15 protein-coding genes are annotated in these 19,213 nt (G+C 74.1%); 5 read left to right on the top strand and 10 right to left on the bottom strand.

Going from position 1 to position 19,213, the window contains the following annotated elements; translation table 11 throughout:
- Window positions 1-331 precede the first annotated feature (331 nt).
- Window positions 332-3,727 carry a S8 family serine peptidase gene (locus tag AB0J67_RS00215; RefSeq protein WP_363474574.1) on the bottom strand — a complete coding sequence of 1,132 codons (3,396 nt, stop codon included), beginning with the start codon at window positions 3,725-3,727 and terminating at the stop codon, window positions 332-334.
- Between the two features lie 161 nt (window positions 3,728-3,888).
- Window positions 3,889-6,177, bottom strand: coding sequence for a UvrD-helicase domain-containing protein (locus AB0J67_RS00210; protein ID WP_363474572.1), 2,289 nt, complete (start codon window positions 6,175-6,177; stop codon window positions 3,889-3,891).
- Between the two features lie 193 nt (window positions 6,178-6,370).
- On the opposite strand from AB0J67_RS00210, the gene AB0J67_RS00205 reads away from it, so the two are divergent.
- Window positions 6,371-6,889: a GNAT family N-acetyltransferase gene (locus tag AB0J67_RS00205; protein ID WP_363474570.1), complete on the top strand. Its 519-nt coding sequence runs from the start codon at window positions 6,371-6,373 to the stop codon at window positions 6,887-6,889.
- A 58-nt stretch (window positions 6,890-6,947) separates the two neighbouring features.
- Here the strand turns inward: AB0J67_RS00205 and AB0J67_RS00200 are convergent, their stop codons facing one another.
- The 4 genes from AB0J67_RS00200 to AB0J67_RS00185 all read right to left on the bottom strand — a co-directional run bounded on the left by AB0J67_RS00200 (window position 6,948) and on the right by AB0J67_RS00185 (window position 10,023).
- Window positions 6,948-7,484: a MarR family transcriptional regulator gene (locus AB0J67_RS00200; protein ID WP_363474568.1), complete on the bottom strand. Its 537-nt coding sequence runs from the start codon at window positions 7,482-7,484 to the stop codon at window positions 6,948-6,950.
- A gap of 425 nt (window positions 7,485-7,909) precedes the next feature.
- On the bottom strand, window positions 7,910-8,392 hold the full coding sequence (locus AB0J67_RS00195; RefSeq protein WP_363474566.1) for a hypothetical protein: 483 nt from the start codon (window positions 8,390-8,392) through the stop codon (window positions 7,910-7,912).
- Window positions 8,385-8,909 carry a sigma-70 family RNA polymerase sigma factor gene (locus AB0J67_RS00190; RefSeq protein ID WP_363474564.1) on the bottom strand — a complete coding sequence of 175 codons (525 nt, stop codon included), beginning with the start codon at window positions 8,907-8,909 and terminating at the stop codon, window positions 8,385-8,387. The genes AB0J67_RS00195 and AB0J67_RS00190 overlap by 8 nt, the downstream gene beginning before the upstream one ends.
- Before the next feature lie 112 nt (window positions 8,910-9,021).
- Window positions 9,022-10,023 (bottom strand): universal stress protein, encoded by a 1,002-nt coding sequence (locus tag AB0J67_RS00185; protein WP_363474562.1) that lies wholly within the window; start codon window positions 10,021-10,023, stop codon window positions 9,022-9,024.
- A gap of 298 nt (window positions 10,024-10,321) precedes the next feature.
- Between AB0J67_RS00185 and AB0J67_RS00180 the strand changes: the two genes are divergently transcribed.
- Window positions 10,322-11,410: a DNA alkylation repair protein gene (locus AB0J67_RS00180; RefSeq protein WP_363474560.1), complete on the top strand. Its 1,089-nt coding sequence runs from the start codon at window positions 10,322-10,324 to the stop codon at window positions 11,408-11,410.
- A gap of 134 nt (window positions 11,411-11,544) precedes the next feature.
- On the opposite strand, the gene AB0J67_RS00175 is transcribed toward AB0J67_RS00180, so the two are convergent.
- The gene (locus AB0J67_RS00175; protein ID WP_363474558.1) at window positions 11,545-11,979 is read right to left on the bottom strand and encodes a DUF4326 domain-containing protein; all 435 of its coding nucleotides are present in this window, start codon (window positions 11,977-11,979) and stop codon (window positions 11,545-11,547) included.
- An 84-nt stretch (window positions 11,980-12,063) separates the two neighbouring features.
- On the bottom strand, window positions 12,064-12,837 hold the full coding sequence (locus AB0J67_RS00170) for a methyltransferase domain-containing protein (RefSeq protein WP_363474556.1): 774 nt from the start codon (window positions 12,835-12,837) through the stop codon (window positions 12,064-12,066).
- Window positions 12,838-12,957: 120 nt separating this feature from the next.
- Between AB0J67_RS00170 and AB0J67_RS00165 the strand changes: the two genes are divergently transcribed.
- The gene (locus tag AB0J67_RS00165) at window positions 12,958-13,695 is read left to right on the top strand and encodes a carbon-nitrogen hydrolase family protein (RefSeq protein ID WP_363474554.1); all 738 of its coding nucleotides are present in this window, start codon (window positions 12,958-12,960) and stop codon (window positions 13,693-13,695) included.
- A gap of 109 nt (window positions 13,696-13,804) precedes the next feature.
- Here AB0J67_RS00165 and asnB read toward each other — a convergent pair whose 3' ends face one another.
- Window positions 13,805-15,682, bottom strand: coding sequence for an asparagine synthase (glutamine-hydrolyzing) (gene asnB / locus AB0J67_RS00160; RefSeq protein ID WP_363474552.1), 1,878 nt, complete (start codon window positions 15,680-15,682; stop codon window positions 13,805-13,807).
- A 185-nt stretch (window positions 15,683-15,867) separates the two neighbouring features.
- Between asnB and AB0J67_RS00155 the strand changes: the two genes are divergently transcribed.
- Window positions 15,868-16,560 carry a response regulator transcription factor gene (locus AB0J67_RS00155; protein ID WP_363474550.1) on the top strand — a complete coding sequence of 231 codons (693 nt, stop codon included), beginning with the start codon at window positions 15,868-15,870 and terminating at the stop codon, window positions 16,558-16,560.
- A complete protein-coding gene (locus AB0J67_RS00150) occupies window positions 16,557-18,251 on the top strand; it encodes a HAMP domain-containing sensor histidine kinase (protein ID WP_363474548.1) in 1,695 nt (564 codons plus the stop codon). Before AB0J67_RS00155 ends, AB0J67_RS00150 begins: the two co-directional genes overlap by 4 nt.
- Before the next feature lie 140 nt (window positions 18,252-18,391).
- Here AB0J67_RS00150 and AB0J67_RS00145 read toward each other — a convergent pair whose 3' ends face one another.
- On the bottom strand, window positions 18,392-18,997 hold the full coding sequence (locus AB0J67_RS00145; RefSeq protein ID WP_363474546.1) for a hypothetical protein: 606 nt from the start codon (window positions 18,995-18,997) through the stop codon (window positions 18,392-18,394).
- Between the last annotated feature and the right edge of the window lie 216 nt (window positions 18,998-19,213).

Below are 19,213 nucleotides of genomic sequence, written 5' to 3'. Positions count from 1 at the left end.
GACGGCCCGTTACACGCCCGTCACACCGCTGCGTCGCAGCGCGTTACGGCATACCCACAACATCAACCGCGCGGCTGTGAGCTGCTGCACCGAACATCAACACATCGACAATCCTCACGTCCGGAATCTACCGGGCCACCCGGCCCCGGTTGTGTCGCCTGGCGGACACGAACGGCACCAACGCTCTCGGCCGGGCTGTCGCGAATTCGGGGAAACCGCACGAATCCCGCTGCGGATTGCTGCACTTTCCCCGAAACTGCGCGCGGCACGACGGCCGGAGGGCGGCGGCCCGCATCGTCGAGCCGCCGCCCTCCCTGTGCCGTCGGCCGGATCAGCCGGCGCGATAGGCGCGGATGATGGTCTGGTCGATGCCGCTGCCTGCGGAGCCGTCGGCCTTCACCCGCAGCGACACCGCCTGCCCCGCCGCAGGCATCGGCAGCCGCGCGGTGAACGCGTCCGCACCGTCCCGGCCCACCGCCACGGACTGCCAGGTGGCGCCGTCGTCGAGTGAGGTCCACAGCTGGAACGACGTCACCTCCTGCCGTGCCACACCGTGTGCCTGCCGCACCGTGAAGACGCCGGTGCCCGCGGTCGGGTGGTTTGCCCGGTCCAGCGGCAGCGCGTAGTCCACCGCCAGCAGCGCCAGCGGCACCCGGCCCGTGCCGGCCGGACCCGCCGAGCGGAAGGTCCACGCCGTGGAGACCCGGGTGGAGACGGGGAACACCGCGCTCGCGTCCAGGTCGTAGGTGAGCCGGTAGCGGCCGGCCGCCTGCGGGATCTCGAAGTCGCCGTACGGTGCGCGCCGCTCGCCGACCAGCGACCCGTCACGGTAGAGCTTCAGCGAGGAGGTGTTCTCGTCGCCGAACCCGAAGCACCCGAAGCGCTGGTGCTGGTCGGTCAGGTCGATCAGCTCGATGTGCAGCAGGCCGCGCGTGCGGTACGGCGACGACGGCCGGCAGCCGCTGTAGGAGGTCGCCGGATCGTCGTACCAGTCGGTGCGCATCGGCTGGCGCACCCACACCAGCTCCTGCCGGCTGCCCGGCGCGTAGGTGCGCTGCGCCTCCTGGGTGACCATGTCGAACCAGCCGCCCACCGGGTAGAACGCCTCGTCGAGCCAGGCGAACCCCGGCGTCACGTAGTCCACCCGCTCGGTGGCCACGTTGTCGAGGAAGGTCTCGGCGACGTACGCGCCGGTGGGGCTGAACCCGTAGCGCTTGTGCCCGACCCGGGTGTCGGGCACGTCGAGCAGGTGGAACCGCTGGTCGATGCGGGCCAGCCGGGCCTGCTCCGCGGCGTCGAGCCGGTAGTGCGGATCCTGCGGGATCGCGCTGCCCAGCGGACGGATCAGGTCGTAGAGGAACGGGCTGGGCACCTGGTCCGCCGAGACCAGCCCGTACGCGGCGTGGACGCTGAACGTGCCCAGCCCCGGCCCGGTCATCGGCGCGGCGAACACGCTGCCCTTGGCGGCGTCCTCGCCCCAGGCGAACGCGAAGTCCGACCAGCCCGGGCCACGCCTGCCCGTCTGCTCGTAGGTGATGCCCACCGTGGTGGGCACGGTGTCGACCCCGTCCACCGCGGCGGTGACCGGGCGGGCGGCGGCTCCGTCGAGCACCAGCGCGGTGTCGGCGGTGACGGCGACGTCGGGGTCACCGACCAGGCCCATCCGGGTGCCCGTCATGGTCAGGTCCCACAGCGAGCCCACGATGCTGTAGCGCCCGGCGGGCAACCGCAGCACGACGGTCTCCTCACTCGACGGTGAGATGTAGTCGGAGTACAGGCTCGGATCGTCGATGTTCACGATGCTGGTGAGCATGAGGCTGTCGGTGCCCGGCTGCGTGCCGGGCAGCGGGGTCGCGGACAGGGTCAGGTCGAAGCTGGGCGGCTCGACGTAGAACGTGACCGGGGTGCGCGACACCGTCGCGCCGGCCGCGGTGCGGGCGGTGACCACGGCCGTGTACAGGCCGGGCCGGGCCGCGAGCCGGGCCCGGTCGACGCGCAGCACGGCCGACGCCTTCCCGCCCGGCGGCAGGACGGCTCCGGACGTGGACAGGGTCGCGGTGCCCGCGGGGGCCGCGGCGCCGGTCCGGTCGGCGACGGCGACGCTGAACCGCAGCGCCCGGGGCAGCAGGGTCGAGGTGTTCGTCCAGGACAGTGCCGTCTCGGCGGTGCCGGTCTGCGGGTGGGCGAAGATGCCGAGGTTGACGACCGGCTGCTCGCTCACCACGCCGTGCAGTGCCCGCACCGCGTCGAGCCGGCCGGCGCCGACCTCGTACGGGTCGCCGCCCGCCAGCGGCTCGACCGCGCCGACCAGCGCGGCCTTCAACCGGCCGGCCGTCCAGTCCGGGTGGCGCTGGGCCAGGATCGCGGCCGCGCCGGCGGCGTGCGGGGCGGCCATCGACGTGCCGCTGAGGCTGGTGTAGCGCGCGTCGACGACCCCGCCCAGGCCGGTGCCCGCGGCACGGGCCGCGACGATGTCGACGCCCGGCGCGACCAGCTCGGGCTTGGCGGCGCGGGTGTTGACCAGCGGGCCGCGGCCGGAGAAGTCGGCGAGCACGTCACCGCCGTCGACCGCGCCGACCGTCAGCGCGGACGCGGCGGCGGCCGGTGACGACACGCTGCCGTCGAACGGCCCGTCGTTGCCGGCGGCCACCACGAACAGGGTGCCGTGCCGCTCGGTCAGCTCGTCGACGGCCAGCGACAGCGGGTCGGAGCCGTCGCTGGGCTCCCAGCCGCCCAGGCTCATGTTGACCACGTCGGCGCGCGACGCGGCCCACTCCATACCGGCGATGACCTGGGAGTCCGAGCCCTCGCCGCCGTCGTCGAGCACCTTGCCGACCAGGAGCCGCGCGTCGGGAGCGACCCCGCGGCGCTGCCCGGCGGAGGCCGCGCCGCTGCCGGCGATGGTGGCCGCGACGTGGGTGCCGTGCCCGTGCCGGTCGACGGCGTCGCCGCCCTCGGCGGTGAAGTCGGCCCGGTCCCCTACCCGGCCCCGCAGGTCGGGGTGGCCGAAGTCGGCGCCGGTGTCGAGCACCGCCACGGTGACGCCCTGGCCGGTGTATCCGGCGGCCCAGGCCTGCGGCGCGCGGATCTGGCTCAGGTTCGCGTCGAGCCCCGCGCCGCCGCCGGTCTGCGCGGTGGCGCGCACCCGGTGGTCGAGCCACACCCGCGTACGCGCGGACGCCGCGGTCGCTCGGGCGGCGGCCGGGACGGCGGCGGCCTCGGCGGACAGGGTGCGGATGAGGTCCGGGCCCTTCGCCTTGGGCTGGCGGGCCGCCACGGCGCCGATGCTGGGCAGCGAGCGGGAGACGTGCAGCCCGCGCGGCGGTGCGGCCCTGCGCTGCGCCGACTGCTCGGCCGGGCGCACGATCAGCGGCAGCTCCTTGGTGGAGGCGTCGTCGTAGCCCTCGCGGATGAGCGTGGTGACGTCGAACAGCGACGCGTCGAGGACCGTCCCGATCAGCGCGGCGACCCGGCCGGGCACGACCCGCACGTGCCCGTCGGGGCCGCAGCTGCGGTCGAGCACTCCGCTCGGGTCCACCGGCCGCACCGTGACCACGGGGCAGCCGGAGGCCCGGGTGTGCACCGTGACCACGTCGCCGGTGAGCAGCGTGACCGTGTACGTGCGCCCGGCCGGCAGCACCGCCGGGCCTGCCTCACCGGCCGTGGCGGGCGTCGGCCGCAGCCCGGCGCCGGCGAGCGTGACGGTGAGCGCCACGGCCGCCAGCACGCCCAGACTGCGAGATCGTCGTACGTTCACATCGGACCCCCATTCGTACGAAGTCCGCGCACGGAGGTCGTGCGCGGACTGCATACCCTGTAACGGGTCCTATGTGGTCGAAGGTTGTAGGCGAACGCCGACTTTCGGAATCGGTGCCACCGCCGGGTCGGTCAGGCCGCGTCGCGCAGGACGGCGGGCAGGGGTGCCCGGTGCAGCACCGTCAGGGACGCGACGGCGCGGGTGAGCACGACGTAGAGCCGGTTCGCGCCACGGGGCTCGGCCGCCAGGATCTCGGCCGGCTCCACCACGATCACGTGGTCGTACTCCAGGCCCTTGACGATGCTCGCGGGCACCACGGTCACGCCGTCGCCCGGCGGCGCCAGCGACTCGGCCGTCCGGTCGGCCGCGATGACGGCGACCGTCGCGTCGCGCGGCGCCGCGTGTACGGCGTCGTGGACCGCCGCGGGCAGGTCGTCGACCTGCCGCACGGACAGGTCGCCGCCGGACCGGTAGGAGTGGGTGGGCGCGATGCCCGGCGGCAGGAGCCTGGCCGCGTACTCGGCGATGACCTGCGGCACGCGGTAGCCGGTGCGCAGTTCGAGCGTGCGGCTGTCGCGCCGGTCCAGGCGGGCCAGCAGCTCCGGCCACGACCCGGCGGCCAGCGGGTGGGTGGCCTGGCCCAGGTCGCCCACGATCGTCATCGACGCGTACGCGGCCCGGCGGGCGATCATCCGCGACTCCAGTGGCGACAGGTCCTGCGCCTCGTCGAGGATCACGTGGGCGTAGGCCATGTCGTCCGGTGACTCGTCGACCGGCTCGGGCGGCGGCAGCGGCTCGGCCAGCAGCGGCACGTACGCGTCCTCGCCGTACGGGTCCTGCCCGTCGGTCCAGCCCACGACCCGGTGCCCCTCGCGCAGGACCACCGCCTCGGCCCAGCGCTGCGCCGCGCGCACCGCGTCGTTGTCGATCCCCGGCCCGGCCAGCGCGATCGGGGTCGGGTGGCCGGGGGCGTACAGGCTCCAGCCGTCGTGCAGGCCGCAGCTGAGCGCGAACGTCTCGACGGTCTGATGACCTGTCGTCAGCTCGCGGATCCGCCAGCCGGTGTCGGCCGGCCGCGCCGGGGCGGGCGGCTCCCCCAGCAGCTGGCCGAGCTCGTCCAGCAGCGGCACGTCGTCGACGGACCAGTCCGCGCGGTCGCGGTAGGACGCGGCGAGGACGTCGGCCTGCCCGGCGTCCAGCACGGGCCGGGACCGGTCGGCGTCGCCGAGCCAGGCCAGCACCTGCGGCGGGTGCAGCGGCGGCCACCAAGCGTGCAGGAAGCGCAGGAACTCGCCGCGGTCGCCGACGTCCTCGGCGAACAGCCCCCGGTCCAGGTGGTCACCGTCGACCTCGGCCCACAGCGCGTCCAGCAGGACGGCCGCCGCGAGACGTCGGGCGCCGTTGGGCGGCGTGCCGAGTTCGTCCGCCCGGGCGCGCACCCGGCCGCGGGCAGTCGTCAGGGCGGCCTCGTCGAGGGTGAGCACCTGGCCCGCGTACACCAGGCGCAGCCGGTCGGGCGCGGTCGGCGGGGTCTGCCACATCAGCTCGGTCAGCACGGCGAGCATCCGTTCGGCGCCCTTGATCTCGGCGACCACCGCCGGGTCGCGCCGGACGGCGGTCACCCCGTCGACGAGCTCGCCGATGGCACGCAGGTGCACGCTGTCCTCGCCGAGGGTGGGCAGCACCCGGCTGATGTAGTTGGTGAACACCGTCGACGGCCCGACCACCAGCACCCGGCCGTCGGCGAACCGGCCCCGGTCGGTGTAGAGCAGGTACGCGGCCCGGTGCAGCGCGACCTGCGTCTTGCCCGTGCCCGGCCCGCCGGTGATGAGCGTGACGCCGCGGGCGGGCGCCCGGATCGCCTCGTCCTGCTCGCGCTGGATCGTCGTCACGATGTCGCGCATGAGCGGGCCCCGCGAGCGCCGCAGCGCCGCCAGCAGCGCCCCCTCGCCGAGCACCCGCAGGTCGCCGGCCTCGTCCGGCGCCAGCAGGTCGTCGTCGAGGTCGACCACCTGCGGGCCGCGGCAGATGATGACGCGGCGGCGCACCACGCCGAGCGGCTCGCCCGACGTGGCCCGGTAGAACGCCGCCGCGGCGGGCGCGCGCCAGTCCACCAGCAGCGGCTCGGCGTGCTCGTCCCGCAGGCCGAGGCGGCCGATGCGGTACACCTCACCGTCGTCAAAGTCGAGCCGCCCGAAGACCAGGCCCTCGGTCTCGGCATCCAGGCTGCGCAGCCGCTCGGCGGCCCGCAGCACCATCGCGTCGCGCTCGACGAGCCCGGTCGTCAGACCCGAGGTGGCGCGCTGGTGGCCTTCGCGTTCGAGCTGCTGCGCCTGCGCCCGCATCACCTCCACCCGCTCGTAGACCTGATCGACGATCCGCTGCTCGTCGGCGATCTCCAATGTCCTTGCGTCAGGCACAGTGCTCCCCGGGAACGTGGGCTTGGGTGGCCTGCCGAGGCTAAACGCAGTTCAGCAGCCGAAAATCGTCATTCGGGCGGATCCATCCGGGTTGCGCCACCGATACAATGAAAGTGGGCCCAGGGAAAGCGAAGAGAGAGTTCGCCTTCCGCACGGGCCTTCTTCGTCTGTGGATCTCTGCTTTGATGGCCGGATGCCCGCCCTCGTGCCGCCCAGCCACCATGTCCGCGACTCCTACCTGCGCGCCGTCGCCGAGTACCGGTCCGAAGGCAGGCGCCGGTATCTGAAGCCGCGGTACGACGCCGCGCTGGCCGGCGAGTTCGACCGGCATCTCGAGGATCTCGCGCGCGACGCGACCGAGTGCCCGGGCCGCGAGACGCAGGTCCCGCAGACCACTCTGTGGTGGGTCGACGGCGCCGAGTTCCTCGGCACGGTACGCATCAGGCACCGCCTCACCGACGAGCTGCGGCGGTCGGGCGGCCACCTCGGCTATGACCTGCGTCCCGCCGCGCGCGGCCGAGGGCACGGCACCCCGATGGTGGCGGCCGCGCTGCGTGCGGCGGCCGCACTCGGCATCGAATGCGCCCTGCTCACCGTCGACGCCGCGAACACGCCCTCCCGCCGGATCATCGAGCGGGTCGGGGGGCTGCGCTGGCAGGCCGACGGCGACCGTCTCCGGTTCTGGGTGCCGACGCACGTAGCGCCGGCTTGACGACATCGCCGTTGCTCGCCGCGGCGAACGCGGACTCGATGTGCCGAACCGCGTCGTCTCAGGCCGCGGGCGCCGGTGACGGCGGCTGGTCGAGGACGCTGCTCACCGCGAGGCAGGGGTCGGTGCCCGGGGCGGCGTCGACGATGGCCTCGGCGGCGCGCTCGGCCGCCTCGCGGAAGGCGACGCGCTGCTCCTGGGGCAGGCCGCCGAGCACGTGGTCCTCGGCGTGGGCGACCCGCTCCTCCGCCGCGGCGAGCACCTGGCGGCCGCGGTCGGTGGCCACGATGCGGCGGGCCCGGCGGTCACGGGGGTCGAGCTGCCGGGCGATCAGCCCGGCCGCCTCCAGGTCGTCGATCACATAGGTCAGGACGCTGCGGTCGATCACCAGGCGGGTGGCCAGCGCCCCCTGCGTGGGCACGTCCTCGTGCGCGACGACGGCCAGGATGTGGTAGCCGCGGCTGCCGTGCGGCAGATCCTCGAGCGCCTCTTCGACGGACTCCTGCCAGCGGCGCAGCACCATCGCGAGCGACCACCCGAAGTTCACACCTCGCCGCTTGTCACCGGTCTGCGCGGAGACGTCCGTGGCTGCCGACACACGCAAACCCTACCATGTGTTGATCACCATATAGGTTGACGTTCATATGATGTGGCCGTCCTGTTCCGGGGTGAGTGGCGCAGCCCGGGGTCGGGTGGGACGCCGGGTCACACCCGGTTCCACGGCCCAGGTGCTGTCCTCGGTGAACCCGGCGGGCGCGTCGAAGGGCTGCCCGCCCGCCGGGCACCGTATCCGTCGGGGCGGCGGTCAGGTCACCAGCTTGATCACACCGGTTACGAGCAGGCCCGCGACGACCAGCGTGACGGCGACGAGGGTCGCCGTCCCGAACCTGCGGCGGATGAACTTCGCGTTGTGCACCATGTCTGTCCTCTCGGGGGAAAGCCGCGTGCCCACCTGGCGCGCGGCAGAACCGGGGCGGATGCCACCGTGGGGCGCCGGTCACCGCCCCCGCGGCCGTTCGGGCGTCATGCCCGCGCGCGGCGGGTCAGCTCGTGTCGGCGGCGCAGCAGCCCCGCGCGGCGGGCGTGCGCCCGCACGGCCAGCGCGCCGGACACCGCGACGAACGCGCCGCCGACCGCGAGCACAGGCCACAGCCCGGTGCCGCGCTCCGCGGCGATCACGGCCAGCAGGCCGGTGGTCGTCGCCGACGCGGCCACCGCGATCCAGGCGGCCACCACCTGGTCCGTGGCGAACAGCACCACCTTGCGGGTGAGCAGCAGCGCGCCGTACCCGGCCCAGGCCAGGCAGATCAGGATGAACAGCGCGAACGCCAGCCGGGTCCGGCCCGGCAGCGGCGCCGGTTCGGTCAGCCACAGCAGGGACAGGAACGCCGCGCCGAGGCCGCCCGCCAGCAGCGCCGTCACCGCCCGTACGCGGGCCCGCAACGACAGCGACGCCTCGAGCCGGTCGACGATCTCCTGCGCCGTCCGGCCTGGCTGCTCACTCATCTCCGACACCCCTCTCCAGGTGCTCCCGCAACATCCGGCGGGCCCGGTTCAACCGGGACTTGACGGTGCCGACGGGCACGCCGCAGATCTGCGCGCAGTCGGCCAGGGACAGGTCCTCCAGGTGGAACAGGACGAGGACCTCACGTTCCGGCACCGGCAGCGCGGCCAGGGCGCCGACCAGCACGGCACGGTCCACCATCGCCTCGACCGGGTCTGCGACGGTCGTGCCGTCCGACACGAGCTGCTCCGACCGGTCGGCGTACTCGCCGCGCAGCCGGTCGGCGACCGAGCGGCGGGCGATCGTGAACAGCCAGGGCGTGAACCGGTCGGGTTCGCGCAGCCGGGGCAGGCCGCGCACGACCGCCAGCCAGACCTCCTGGGCGACGTCGTCGGCACGCTCGGCGTCGAGCATGCGCCGCACGTAGGTCCACACGGGCAGCCGCCAGCGGCCCACCAGCTCGGCGAGCGCGTCGCGCTCCCCCAGCTGGGCCCGTACGACCAGCAGCTCATCGGTCATCTCGCCCTCCCGTCACCATGCATAGTCGGGCGGGAGGCGGGCGAGGTTCACGGCTGGCGGGACACGATCGGGCCGGCACCGGATGCACCGGTGCCGGCCTGACGGGCGGGGATCAGTCGTCGGTGGCGTGCACGACGCCGACGGGGCTGTGCGCGTGATGGGTCAGGGTCAGGCTCACCGAGCCGAGCAGCAGCCCGGCGAAGCCGCCGCGGCCGCGCGAGCCGGCTACGGTCAGCGACGCGCCGCGGGACGCCTCGACCATGGTGTGCTCCGCGTTCAGGCTGCGTACGGCACGGGTCTCGATGCCCAGGCCGGGGTGGTCTGCCAGCAGCAGCCGGGTCGCGTCGGTCAGCAGCCGCTGCGCCTTGTCCTCGGCCGTGCGCTCGGCCTCGGCCTGCCGCTCGGCGTCGTCGCCCTCCCGGCCGAACCACGGCTCCGGCCAGTAGACGTGCACGATGACCAGCGGCACCTCGCGGTCTGCGGCCTCCCGCGCGGCGAAGGCGAGCGCGGCCTGCGCGGCGGGCGACCCGTCGGTGCCGACGACGACCGGTCCGGACACGGCGGCCTCGGTTACCGGTGCCGCGCCGGGCTCCCCTGCCACGACGTCCCCGGCCGTGCCGGGCTCTGCCACGACGTCCCCGGCCGTGCCGGGTTCGGCGGCCGAGTCGGGCACGGGTGGGCGTACCACGATGACGGGGCCGTGCGCGTGGGCGGCGACCTGGGCCGATACCGAGCCGAGCAGCAGTTCGGCGAAGCCGCCCCGGCCCCGGCTGCCGACGACCGTCACCGCTGCGGTGCGCGACCGCTCGATGAGGGCCGCGGCCGGGGTCTGCGCGACCTGCTGGGCGTCGATCTCGTCGAGGGTCGGCTGCTCCTTGCGGATCTGCTCCACCACCTGGGCTAGGTCCCGGTCGATCTGGGCCCTGGTCTCGGTGTCGTCGAAGTACGCGTCGGCCATCGCTATGGTGCCGTAGCCCCACACCGGGTTGACGTGGCAGTACAGCAGGTGCAGCGGGGCCTGGCGGCGGACCGCGACGGCCGCGGCGTGCGAGGCGGCGGCGATGCTGGACGGGGAGCCGTCCACGCCGACGACGACGGGCCGGGTGCTGGTCATGGGCACTCCTGTTCGGCGGGAGGGGGACGGACACGGCCCGGCGGGCGGCGCTGCCGGAGCCCCGCCGCCCGGTGGCCCGGGCTCGTCATCTGCCATACCCACACTGTGTCGCCGTGAACGGAGACCGGGCAGAGCCGCCGGACCCGCGCGCCCGGGTCTTTGGTCCCGCACCCGTTCGCGGACCGGCCGCCCGGCGCGGCATACCGGGTCTTCGCGCATGTCAGAGGTGCCAGGTCTACTGGTGGCGTCCGGCTCGCGACCCGCCGGGCGGCCACGCACCACGGAAGGCGGTCCCTTGATGGCCGAGCTGAAGGACCACATCGACGACGCCAGCCTGACGCGCCTGGCGGCGGCGGTGAGGCGCGTGCATCCGGCGTTCCCCGGTGACGAGTTCCGGGCGGCCGCGCGCCACGGGCTGGCGCCGCTGGCGCTCAAGCAGCGCGTCTCCGCGGTCGCCGCCCAGCTCGGCCGCTTCCTGCCGCAGGAGTTCCCGGACGCCGCGCGGATCCTGCGCGAGACCGTCGCCGCGACCCCGCTGGACATGTGGAGCGCCTGGCCGGCCACCGAGTACGTCGCCGTACACGGGCTCGGCCACCCCGACGACGCGCTGGCCACCCTCGCGGCGCTGACCCCGCACGCCACGGCCGAGTTCGCCGTCCGGCCGTACCTGGCCGCGCACCCCGGCCGCACCCTCGCCCGGCTGCACGAGTGGGCCGCCGATCCCGACCAGCACCTGCGCCGCCTCGCCTCGGAAGGCTCCCGGCCCCGGCTGCCGTGGGCCACCCGGGTGCCCCTGCTGGCCGACCCGCAGGTCACCATCCCGCTGCTGGACCGGCTGCATGACGACCCCGAGCCGTACGTGCGGCGCTCGGTCGCCAACCACCTCAACGACATCACCAAGGACCATCCGGACGTCGCGCTCGGCACGGCCCGGCGCTGGGCCGCCGCCGGTGGCGACGGCACCGCCTGGGTGATCCGCCATGCGCTGCGGTCGCTGGTCAAGCAGGGCCGGCCCGAGGCGCTGGAGCTGCTCGGCTTCGACCATGCCGCGGACGTCGACGTCACCGGCCTGACCGTCACCCCGGGCACGCTGGCCATCGGCGGGCAGGTCACGATCGCGTTCACGCTGACCGCCGGCACTGGCGTCCGGGCGGTCGTCGACTACGTGGTCCATCACGCCGGAGCGCGCGGCCCGCGTGCGCCGAAGGTGTTCAAGCTGACCACGGCGACGCTGGCGGCCGGGGTCCCCCGTCAGGTGACCCGCCGCCACACGTTCCAGCACGTCAGCGTGCGACGCCTGCACCCCGGACCACATCGCATCGACATCCAGGTCAACGGGCGCGTGCTGGCCGGCGCCGAGATCATCCTGCACGATGGCGGCATCTGATCGCCGCCGGCGGGCGCGGCCAGGTGCCGCGGGGTGTCGTCGGCGCGGCCGTAGGCGTGCAGCAGGCCCGCGAACCGTCCGGCATCGAGGTCGGTCACGGTCGGAACCTACCGCCGGAGCCCGACACCGCCGGGCTACGGCTCCTCACCGGCGGCGACGCGCAGCAGCACGTCGGCGTGGCAGGGCACCGGGTTGCCGTAGGCGTCGATCAGCGGGCACCAGCAGGCCAGGTCCTTGCCGGGCAGGTGCTGCCGGATCGGCGGGATCAGCAGTGCGGGGTAGCGCAGCAGGTGTGCCCGGAACAGCTCGACCGCGTCGGCCCGGTCGGTGACCGGACGGATCTCGTACGTGTCCGGACCGGCGGCGTCCTCGCCGAGGTACACCCCGGGCGGCTGGTTGCCCGCGTAGTGCTTGGCGTACCCGCCCGGGAACTGCTGCACCATGTCCCCGACCGCGAACGGGTTGCCCCAGCGCGTCGGCCTGGTCACGATGACCGCGCCCTCCGGGAGCTGCCAGCCCTTCTTCCGCTCCCGCTGTATCCGCCGCGGCGTGCCGTCCGTCAAGGTCATCCTCCCTCCCGCCACCGTAGCCAGCCGCCCGCGTACCCGCCACCGGCTTCGACAGCCCGGGAGGATGTGGCGGGCGGGCGGCCCTCAGTGCTCGGGGACCCTGCCCACCACGGTGAAGAAGGTGACCGCGGCCAGGAAGGGGCCCTGCTCCAGGCCCGCCAGCCAGGCCCGCGCGGCGGGTTCGTCAAGCGCTCCGGCCTGCCAGGCACGTCGCGCGACGGCGGGCATCCGCAGGATCGCCTCCGCCGAGTCATGGTCGCGGAACAGGACGGCCCGCGCGGCGACCGACTCGACCACGAACCCGGCCTCGTGCAGCAGCCGGGCCAGCCCGCGACCGACGCAGGCGTTGCGGACGACCTCCGAGACGATGAAACGCGTGTACGCGCGGCTGGTCGCGAGGTCGGCGGCGTCGATGGCGAGGGTGTCCCAGTCCGGCTCGGCCAGCGTGACCAGGCCGCCCGGCCGGAGCACGCGCCGCAGCTCCCGCACGGCGGCGGCGGGGTCGGCCAGGTGTTGCAGCACCCGGTCACTGCGCGCCCGGTCCGCGACGGCATCGTCGAGCGGCAGCGCGTGGGCGTCACCGACCCGGATCGTCACGCACGGGTGTGCGGCGGTCCGCGTGCGAGCCTGCTCGACCATCCCGGGGTCGTGGTCGACGCCGACGACCGAGCCGCCCGCGCCCACCGCGGCGGCGAGCGCGGGCAGGTCGGTGCCGGGCCCGCAGCCGACATCGACGACGGTGTGGCCGGGGCGCAGGTCCAGCGCGGCAAGCAGCTCCCGTTTGTAGCTTCGGCCGGCGTCGCTACCGGCGGCCCGGTCGAGGTAGGCGATCTGGTCGAGGGTATTCGAGGCGGTCACCCGTGGAGCAGATCATGGTCGGGGGCGGGAGATGGTGATGGTGTCGTGATCGTCTGGTGAAGGCGGGCCGCCCGCGGGACGGAGCCGCACGGCCGGTGCCTGCGCGGCTAGGATCTGCCGGTGCGTGCCGTGCTGCGGGTCGGGGCCTGCCAGACCCCGGAGATCATCGGCGACGTGGACGCGGCGCTGACCTGCCTGGCGGGGTTCGCCGAGCGGGCCGAGGCGCAGGAGCTGGACCTGCTGCTGTTCCCCGAGGGCTTCCTGCAGGGATACCTGGTCGAGCCGGGCCATCTCCACAGCGGCGCGATGGACGTGGACTCGGCCGGGTTCGCCGCCGTGCTGCGGCGGGTGCGCCCCCTCCGGCCCATGCTGGTGTTCGGGTTCGTCGAGGCCGACGGGGACGAGCTGTACAACTCCGCGGCGGTCGTCGCGGGCGGCGAGCTGGTCGGCGTGTACCGCAAGACGCATCTGACCGCGGGCGAGCGCTGGTTCTCCGCGGGCGAGGAGTACCCGACGTTCGTGTGCAACGGGGTGCGGTTCGGGATCAACATCTGCTACGACACCCGCTTCGCCGAGGCCGCGGCGGCGGTGGCCGGGCAGGGTGCGCGGCTGCTGCTCGTACCGGCGCAGAACATGATGCGGCGGGAGAACGCCGTGCGGTGGCGGGACCGCCACGACGGGGTGCGGGCGCAACGGGTACGCGAGACGCGGATGTGGCTGGTGTCGGCCGATGTCACGGGCGCGCGGGACGAGTCACGGATCGGCTGGGGGCCGACCAGCGTGATCGCCCCCGACGCGCGGATCGTGGCTCGGGTGCCCCTGGACACCGTCGGCATGGTCACCGCCGCCGTCGGCTGAGCCCGCCCGCCGAACGCGGCACCGCGACCTGCGCCGTGCGGGCCTCGGCCCATGCGGCGCAGGTCGCGGTGCCCACGTGCTTCCGCGGGACGACGTGGTCCCCGCCCGGCTACCTGCGCGCGGCCCACCGCGGCGACGCGACGCCGGCGTGCGGATCGACGGAGCGCTCGACGAAGACGGCGTGCCAGAGGCAGAACATCAGCACGGTCCACACCTTGCGCGAGTTGTCGGCCTCCATCCGCTGGTGGGCCACCAGCAGGCTGCGGGCGTACGCCAGATCCAGGTGCTCGCCCGCGGCCGAGCGCGACAGCAGCTCGTGCGCCCAGTCGCCGATCTCGCCGCGCAGCCACACCCGGGCCGGGGTGGCGAACCCGACCTTGCGCCGCTCGGCGACCGGCGCGGGCAGCAGCCCGGCCACCGCCGCGCGCAACAGCTTCTTGGTCTGTGTGGTGTCGGGCGAGACCCGCAGCGCCGCCGGCACCCGCGCGGCGACCTCGTACACGTGCCGGTCCAGGAAGGGCACCCGCAGCTCCAGCGAGTGCGCCATGGACATGCGGTCGGCCTTGGTCAGGATGTCGCCGGGCAGCCAGGTGTGCAGGTCGACGAGCTGCATGCGGCTGACCGGGTCGAGGCGCTCGGTGCGGGCGTACAGCTCGTCGGTGACGTCGGTGCGCAGCGCCGCCGGGCGGCCGCGCAGCAACAGGTCCTTCTGCTCGGCGTCGAAGATGCGGGCGTTGCCGTAGTAGCGCTGCTCCAGCGGGGTGGTCGCGCGGTCCAGGTAGCTCTTGCCGCGCACCCCGTCGGGCATGGCCGCCGACACCCGGCGCAGCGCGCCCTGCACGGGCCGGGGCAGCCGCTGCACGGGTGCGGTCGCGAAGGGTTCGCGGTAGATCTCGTACCCGCCGAACAGCTCGTCGGCACCCTCCCCGGACAGCACCACGCGCACGTGCTCGGCGGCGGTGCGGGCGAGGAAGTACAGCGGGATCAGCGACGGGTCGGCCAGCGGGTCGTCGAGGTGCCAGACGATGCGCGGCAGCGCCTCCAGCACGTCGGCGGCCGAGACGACGGTCGGGGTGAACCGCAGCCCCAGCCCTGCGGCGGTCTCCTGCGCCAGGTCCAGTTCGGAGTATCCGGCGATGTCGAACCCGGCGGAGAAGACCTGCAGGTCCGGCTTGACCTCGGCGGCCAGGGCGACGACGGCGCTGGAGTCGACCCCGCCGGACAGGAACGCCCCGACCGGGACGTCGGCGACCAGGTGCGCGCGCACGCTGTCGCGCAGCGCGTCGCGCAGCTGCCCCGCCAGGACGCGCTCGTCGGCGTGGGCCGGGGCGGCGAAGTCCGGCTGGAAGTGGCGGTGCAGCCGGACCTGCCCGCCGGGCTCGTAGGTGAGCGCGCACCCGGCGGGCACCCGGCGGACGTGGGTGTCCAAGGTGTACGGCTCGGGGGCGTACTGCATCGACACGTAGTGCGCCAGGGCGTCGGCGTCCAGGCCACCGCCGACCGGCAGGGACTTGCGCTCGTTGGCCAGCCACAGCCCGTCCGGCGTCGACGCGTAGTAGAGCGGCTTGACGCCGAACGGGTCCCGCCCGGCGTGCAGCCGCCGCTCCTGCCGGTCCCACAGCACGTACGCGAACATCCCGCGCAGCCGCCGCACGGCCTCGGGACCCCAGTGGTGGAACGCGGCGGCCAGCACCTCGGCGTCGCCGTCGGTGGTGAACACCGCGCCGTACCCGTCGACGAGCTCGTCGCGCAGCTCGCGGTAGTTGTAGATCTCGCCGTTGAAGCACAGGTCCCAGCGGGCCGCGTGGGTCAAGGGCTGGCGGCTGCCGTCGACGTCGATGATCGCCAGCCGCTGGAAGCCCATGGTCACGCCGGGCTGGACCGCCGCCACCGCCGCGTCGTCCGGACCGCGGTGCCGGATCAGGCGCAGCCCCGCCGCCACCGCTTCGCACGCGTCGCCCTCGCCTGCTGCGCTGATGAAAACCACGAATCCGCACATTCTCGCGCCGTCCTCTCCCCGTTGCGGGCAATGAGCGGACGGTAGGGAGCCACTTGTCAAGAACCGATCAAGATCCCGTGTGCGGCCGATGTGCCGGCGGCGCGGCACCCTTAACAGGTTCTTCACACCCCTGCGGGCACACTGCCCTGCGTACCGGAACGGGGAGGTGGGCAGTGTCGGCTCGGATCCTGGTGGCGGAGGACGACCCCAAACAGGCCAACGTCATCCGCATGTATCTGGAGAACGCGGGGCACAGCGTGCTGTCGGTGGCCGACGGCCGCGCCGCGCTCGACCAGTCCCGCTCGCGCAGGCCCGACCTCGTGGTCCTCGACGTGATGATGCCGCTGGTCGACGGGCTCGACGTGTGCCACATCCTGCGCGCCGAGTCCGACGTGCCGATCATCCTGCTCACCGCGCGCAGCACCGAGAACGACATCCTGCTCGGCCTCGACCTCGGCGCCGACGACTACATCACCAAGCCGTTCAGCCCTCGCCAGCTCGTCGCCCGGGTCCGCGCGCTGCTGCGCCGCACCGGCATGCCGGGCCCCGAGGCCAAGGCCCCGCTCGTCGTCGGGGACCTGGTGGTCGACCCCGGCCGCTTCGAGGTGACGGTCGGCGGCCGCCCGATCGTGCTGACCGCCAAGGAGTTCGGCATCCTGGAGGTGCTCGCGGCCGAACCCGGCCGCGCCTTCACCCGGGCGCAGATCATCGACCGCGCCTTCGGCTTCGACCAGGACGTGCTGGAACGCACCATCGACGTACACGTGATGAACCTGCGCCGCAAGATCGAGGACGATCCGGCCGAGCCGCGGTACGTCCAGACGGTCTACGGACGCGGGTACCGGATACCGCAGGCGGCCGCATGACGTTCCGCGTCCGGGTCTTCGTGCTCGTCGCCCTCGTCGCGCTGGTCGCGACCGGCGCCAGCACCTACGTCACGCTGACCTTCGCCAAGAGCGAGGTCGCCCAGTCGGCGCAGGCGCAGGAGCAGACCATGCGGCGGATCGCCGAGCAGATCACGCAGTACGGCCGCGACCACGGCACCTGGGAACGGGTCGCCGACCTGGCGACGAGGCTGGCGCAGCAGACCGGCCACCGGATCCGGCTCGACGTGCAGGATCGGCCGGAGACCATCGTCGACACCGCGGTGCTGCTCCAGCAGCCGGTCGAGCCGATGACCGACCTGAGCGCGCCGATCGACGCCCGGACCCGCTTCGAGCCGAGCCGTTCCTACGGGGCCAAGACCAGGCTGCTCGCGACGAACTCGATGGAGCTCTACCGGCAGGAGACCCGCTTCGCCGCCTGCCTGACCCGCTACGGCTTCGACCCCAAGGCCGTCGACGTCGCCGACGGCGTCCCGGTCTTCGCCTACCCCGACGTCCCCAAGGACATCGTCCGCACGTGCCGGGAAGGCATCGCCAGCACGCCCCAGTCGCTCGAGCTCGACCTCGCCGAGGTGGAGCGGTGCCGGCCGCTGACCGGCGCGACGCCCGCCGCGCCCACGCCGGCGCCCGCCGGCTCGGCGACGGCCGGCGCCGACCCGGTCCGGTCCGAGCTGGGCTGCCTGCAGGAGGCGTTCCTGTCCCGGATCAGCGGCATCGGCCCCGTGCCGCTGCGGCTGGCCGTCGCCTCCCACGAGGCCGCCATCTCGGCCACGCCGATCGCGCTGGCGGTGGGGGTGGTCACCGTGCCGATCCTGCTCGGCACCCTGCTGCTGAGCAGGCATGTGCTGCGCCCGATCCGGGGGCTGACGCTCGCCGCGCGCCGCTTCGGCGAAGGCGCCCTCGACCAGCGGGTCACCGTCGCCGGCGGCGACGAGCTGGCCCAGCTCGCCGTCACGTTCAACCGCATGGCGGACTCGGTGCAGCACGGCGAGGAGCAGCAACGCCGCATGGTCGCCGACGTCGCGCACGAGCTGCGCACGCCCCTGGCCAACCTGCGCGCCTACCTCGAAGCGCTGGAGGACGGCCTGGTCACCGCCGACGCGGCGCTGTTCCGCTCGCTGCACGAGGAGACCCTGCTGCAGCAGCGGATCGTCGACGACCTGCAGACCCTCGCGCTGGCCGAGGCGGGCCGGCTCGTCTACCACCGGTCCGCGGTGAGCCTCGGTGACCTGCTGGAGAGCTGCCGCACGGCACACCAGCCGTCGGCCACGGCCGCCGGCGTCGAACTCGACGTGACCGCGGACCCCGGGCTGGTCGTCCGAGCCGACCCGGACCGGCTGCGGCAGGCGCTGGGCAACCTCGTCACGAACGCGGTCCGGCACTCCCCGGCCGGCACGACCATCACCCTGGCGGCCGTACCGGCCGGGCAGGCCGTGCTGCTGCGGGTGATCGACCAGGGCAGCGGGATCGCACCCGCCGACCGGGAGCACGTCTTCGACCGGTTCTGGCGGGCGGACCGGGCGCGCACGCGCGGCAGCGGCGGCAGCGGCCTCGGGCTGTCCATCGCCCGGCAGATCGTGCTGGACCACCAGGGGTCGATCTCGGTCGCCAGCGACGTCGGCCACGGGACGACCTTCACCATCCGCCTGCCCGTCGGCGAACCCGCCCGGTGACCCGCCCGCGTCATCGCGTAGGCACGTCATCGCGCGGCACGCGTTTTGAAACAGACCCATCCGGCCGTCAGGAGCGGAACGAGCAGGCGGCCGGCGGCGACCCCGTGAGGGTCACCGCCGGCCGCACCGTCCGAAGCCGATCAGGGCAGCGTGTACCGGACCCGGTAGTTGCCGCCGTCGCCGACGTACTGCGCCCACGACCCGCTCGCCGACGCGGTGCCGCTGGCCGTGGCGACCAGCTCGTCGTTGCTCAGGTACAGGTTGGTCGTGTTCCGCAGCGTGTTGCGCAGCTCGGAGATCTTCGTGGCCTGGTCCTTCCAGAACGAGATCTGGTACTGGTTGAACATGTTGTTGCCGATGCTGGTGATCTCGCCGGCGCTGAGGTCGTTGTCGTAGTCCTCCTCCAGCATCACGGTGATGAGCAGCCAGCCGCTGCCCACACCACTGGCGATCGCGGCGTTCGGGTAGTAGGTCTCGCCGCTGGCGACCTCGGCGTCCCAGCCGCCCGGTCCCCACTTGCCGAAGGCGGTGGCGGAGGGGTTCGTCGGGCTGGCCGCGAAGACCAGGAAGTACGGGCTGTCGTCGCCGACCTCGTCCGTCTCCTCCAGACACTGGACGGTCGCGACCCGCAGCGTGGTCGCGGCGTGCGCCGGGGCGCTGGCGGCGAGACCGGCCGCCAGCGCGACGCCGGTCAGCGCGCCGAGCAGGCCGATCCTGCGGGAGAGGTGGCTGAGCGTGATGGACATGAGGACTCCGTCCCGCCGCGGCGTTCCGGGGAACCCGCGACACGTGTACCGGAGCGGTCCGGCGGACCCGGCCGCGAGACCAGGTAACGCGGACCGGGTTGTCCTCAGGTTGTGACCGGGTTGTGCCGCAGGTGGGCGCTGCTCGGCGCCGGCGTCGGGCGGCACGTCCTCAGACGCGTCGCGCCCCCCGGGCAGGCCCGGGGGCGCGACGGCATG

The organism is Catellatospora sp. NPDC049609 (assembly GCF_040675365.1).
Classification (GTDB): domain Bacteria; phylum Actinomycetota; class Actinomycetes; order Mycobacteriales; family Micromonosporaceae; genus Catellatospora.
The sequence above is the reverse complement of the archived record's forward strand: the minus strand, read 5'-3'. Positions and strand labels throughout refer to the sequence as shown.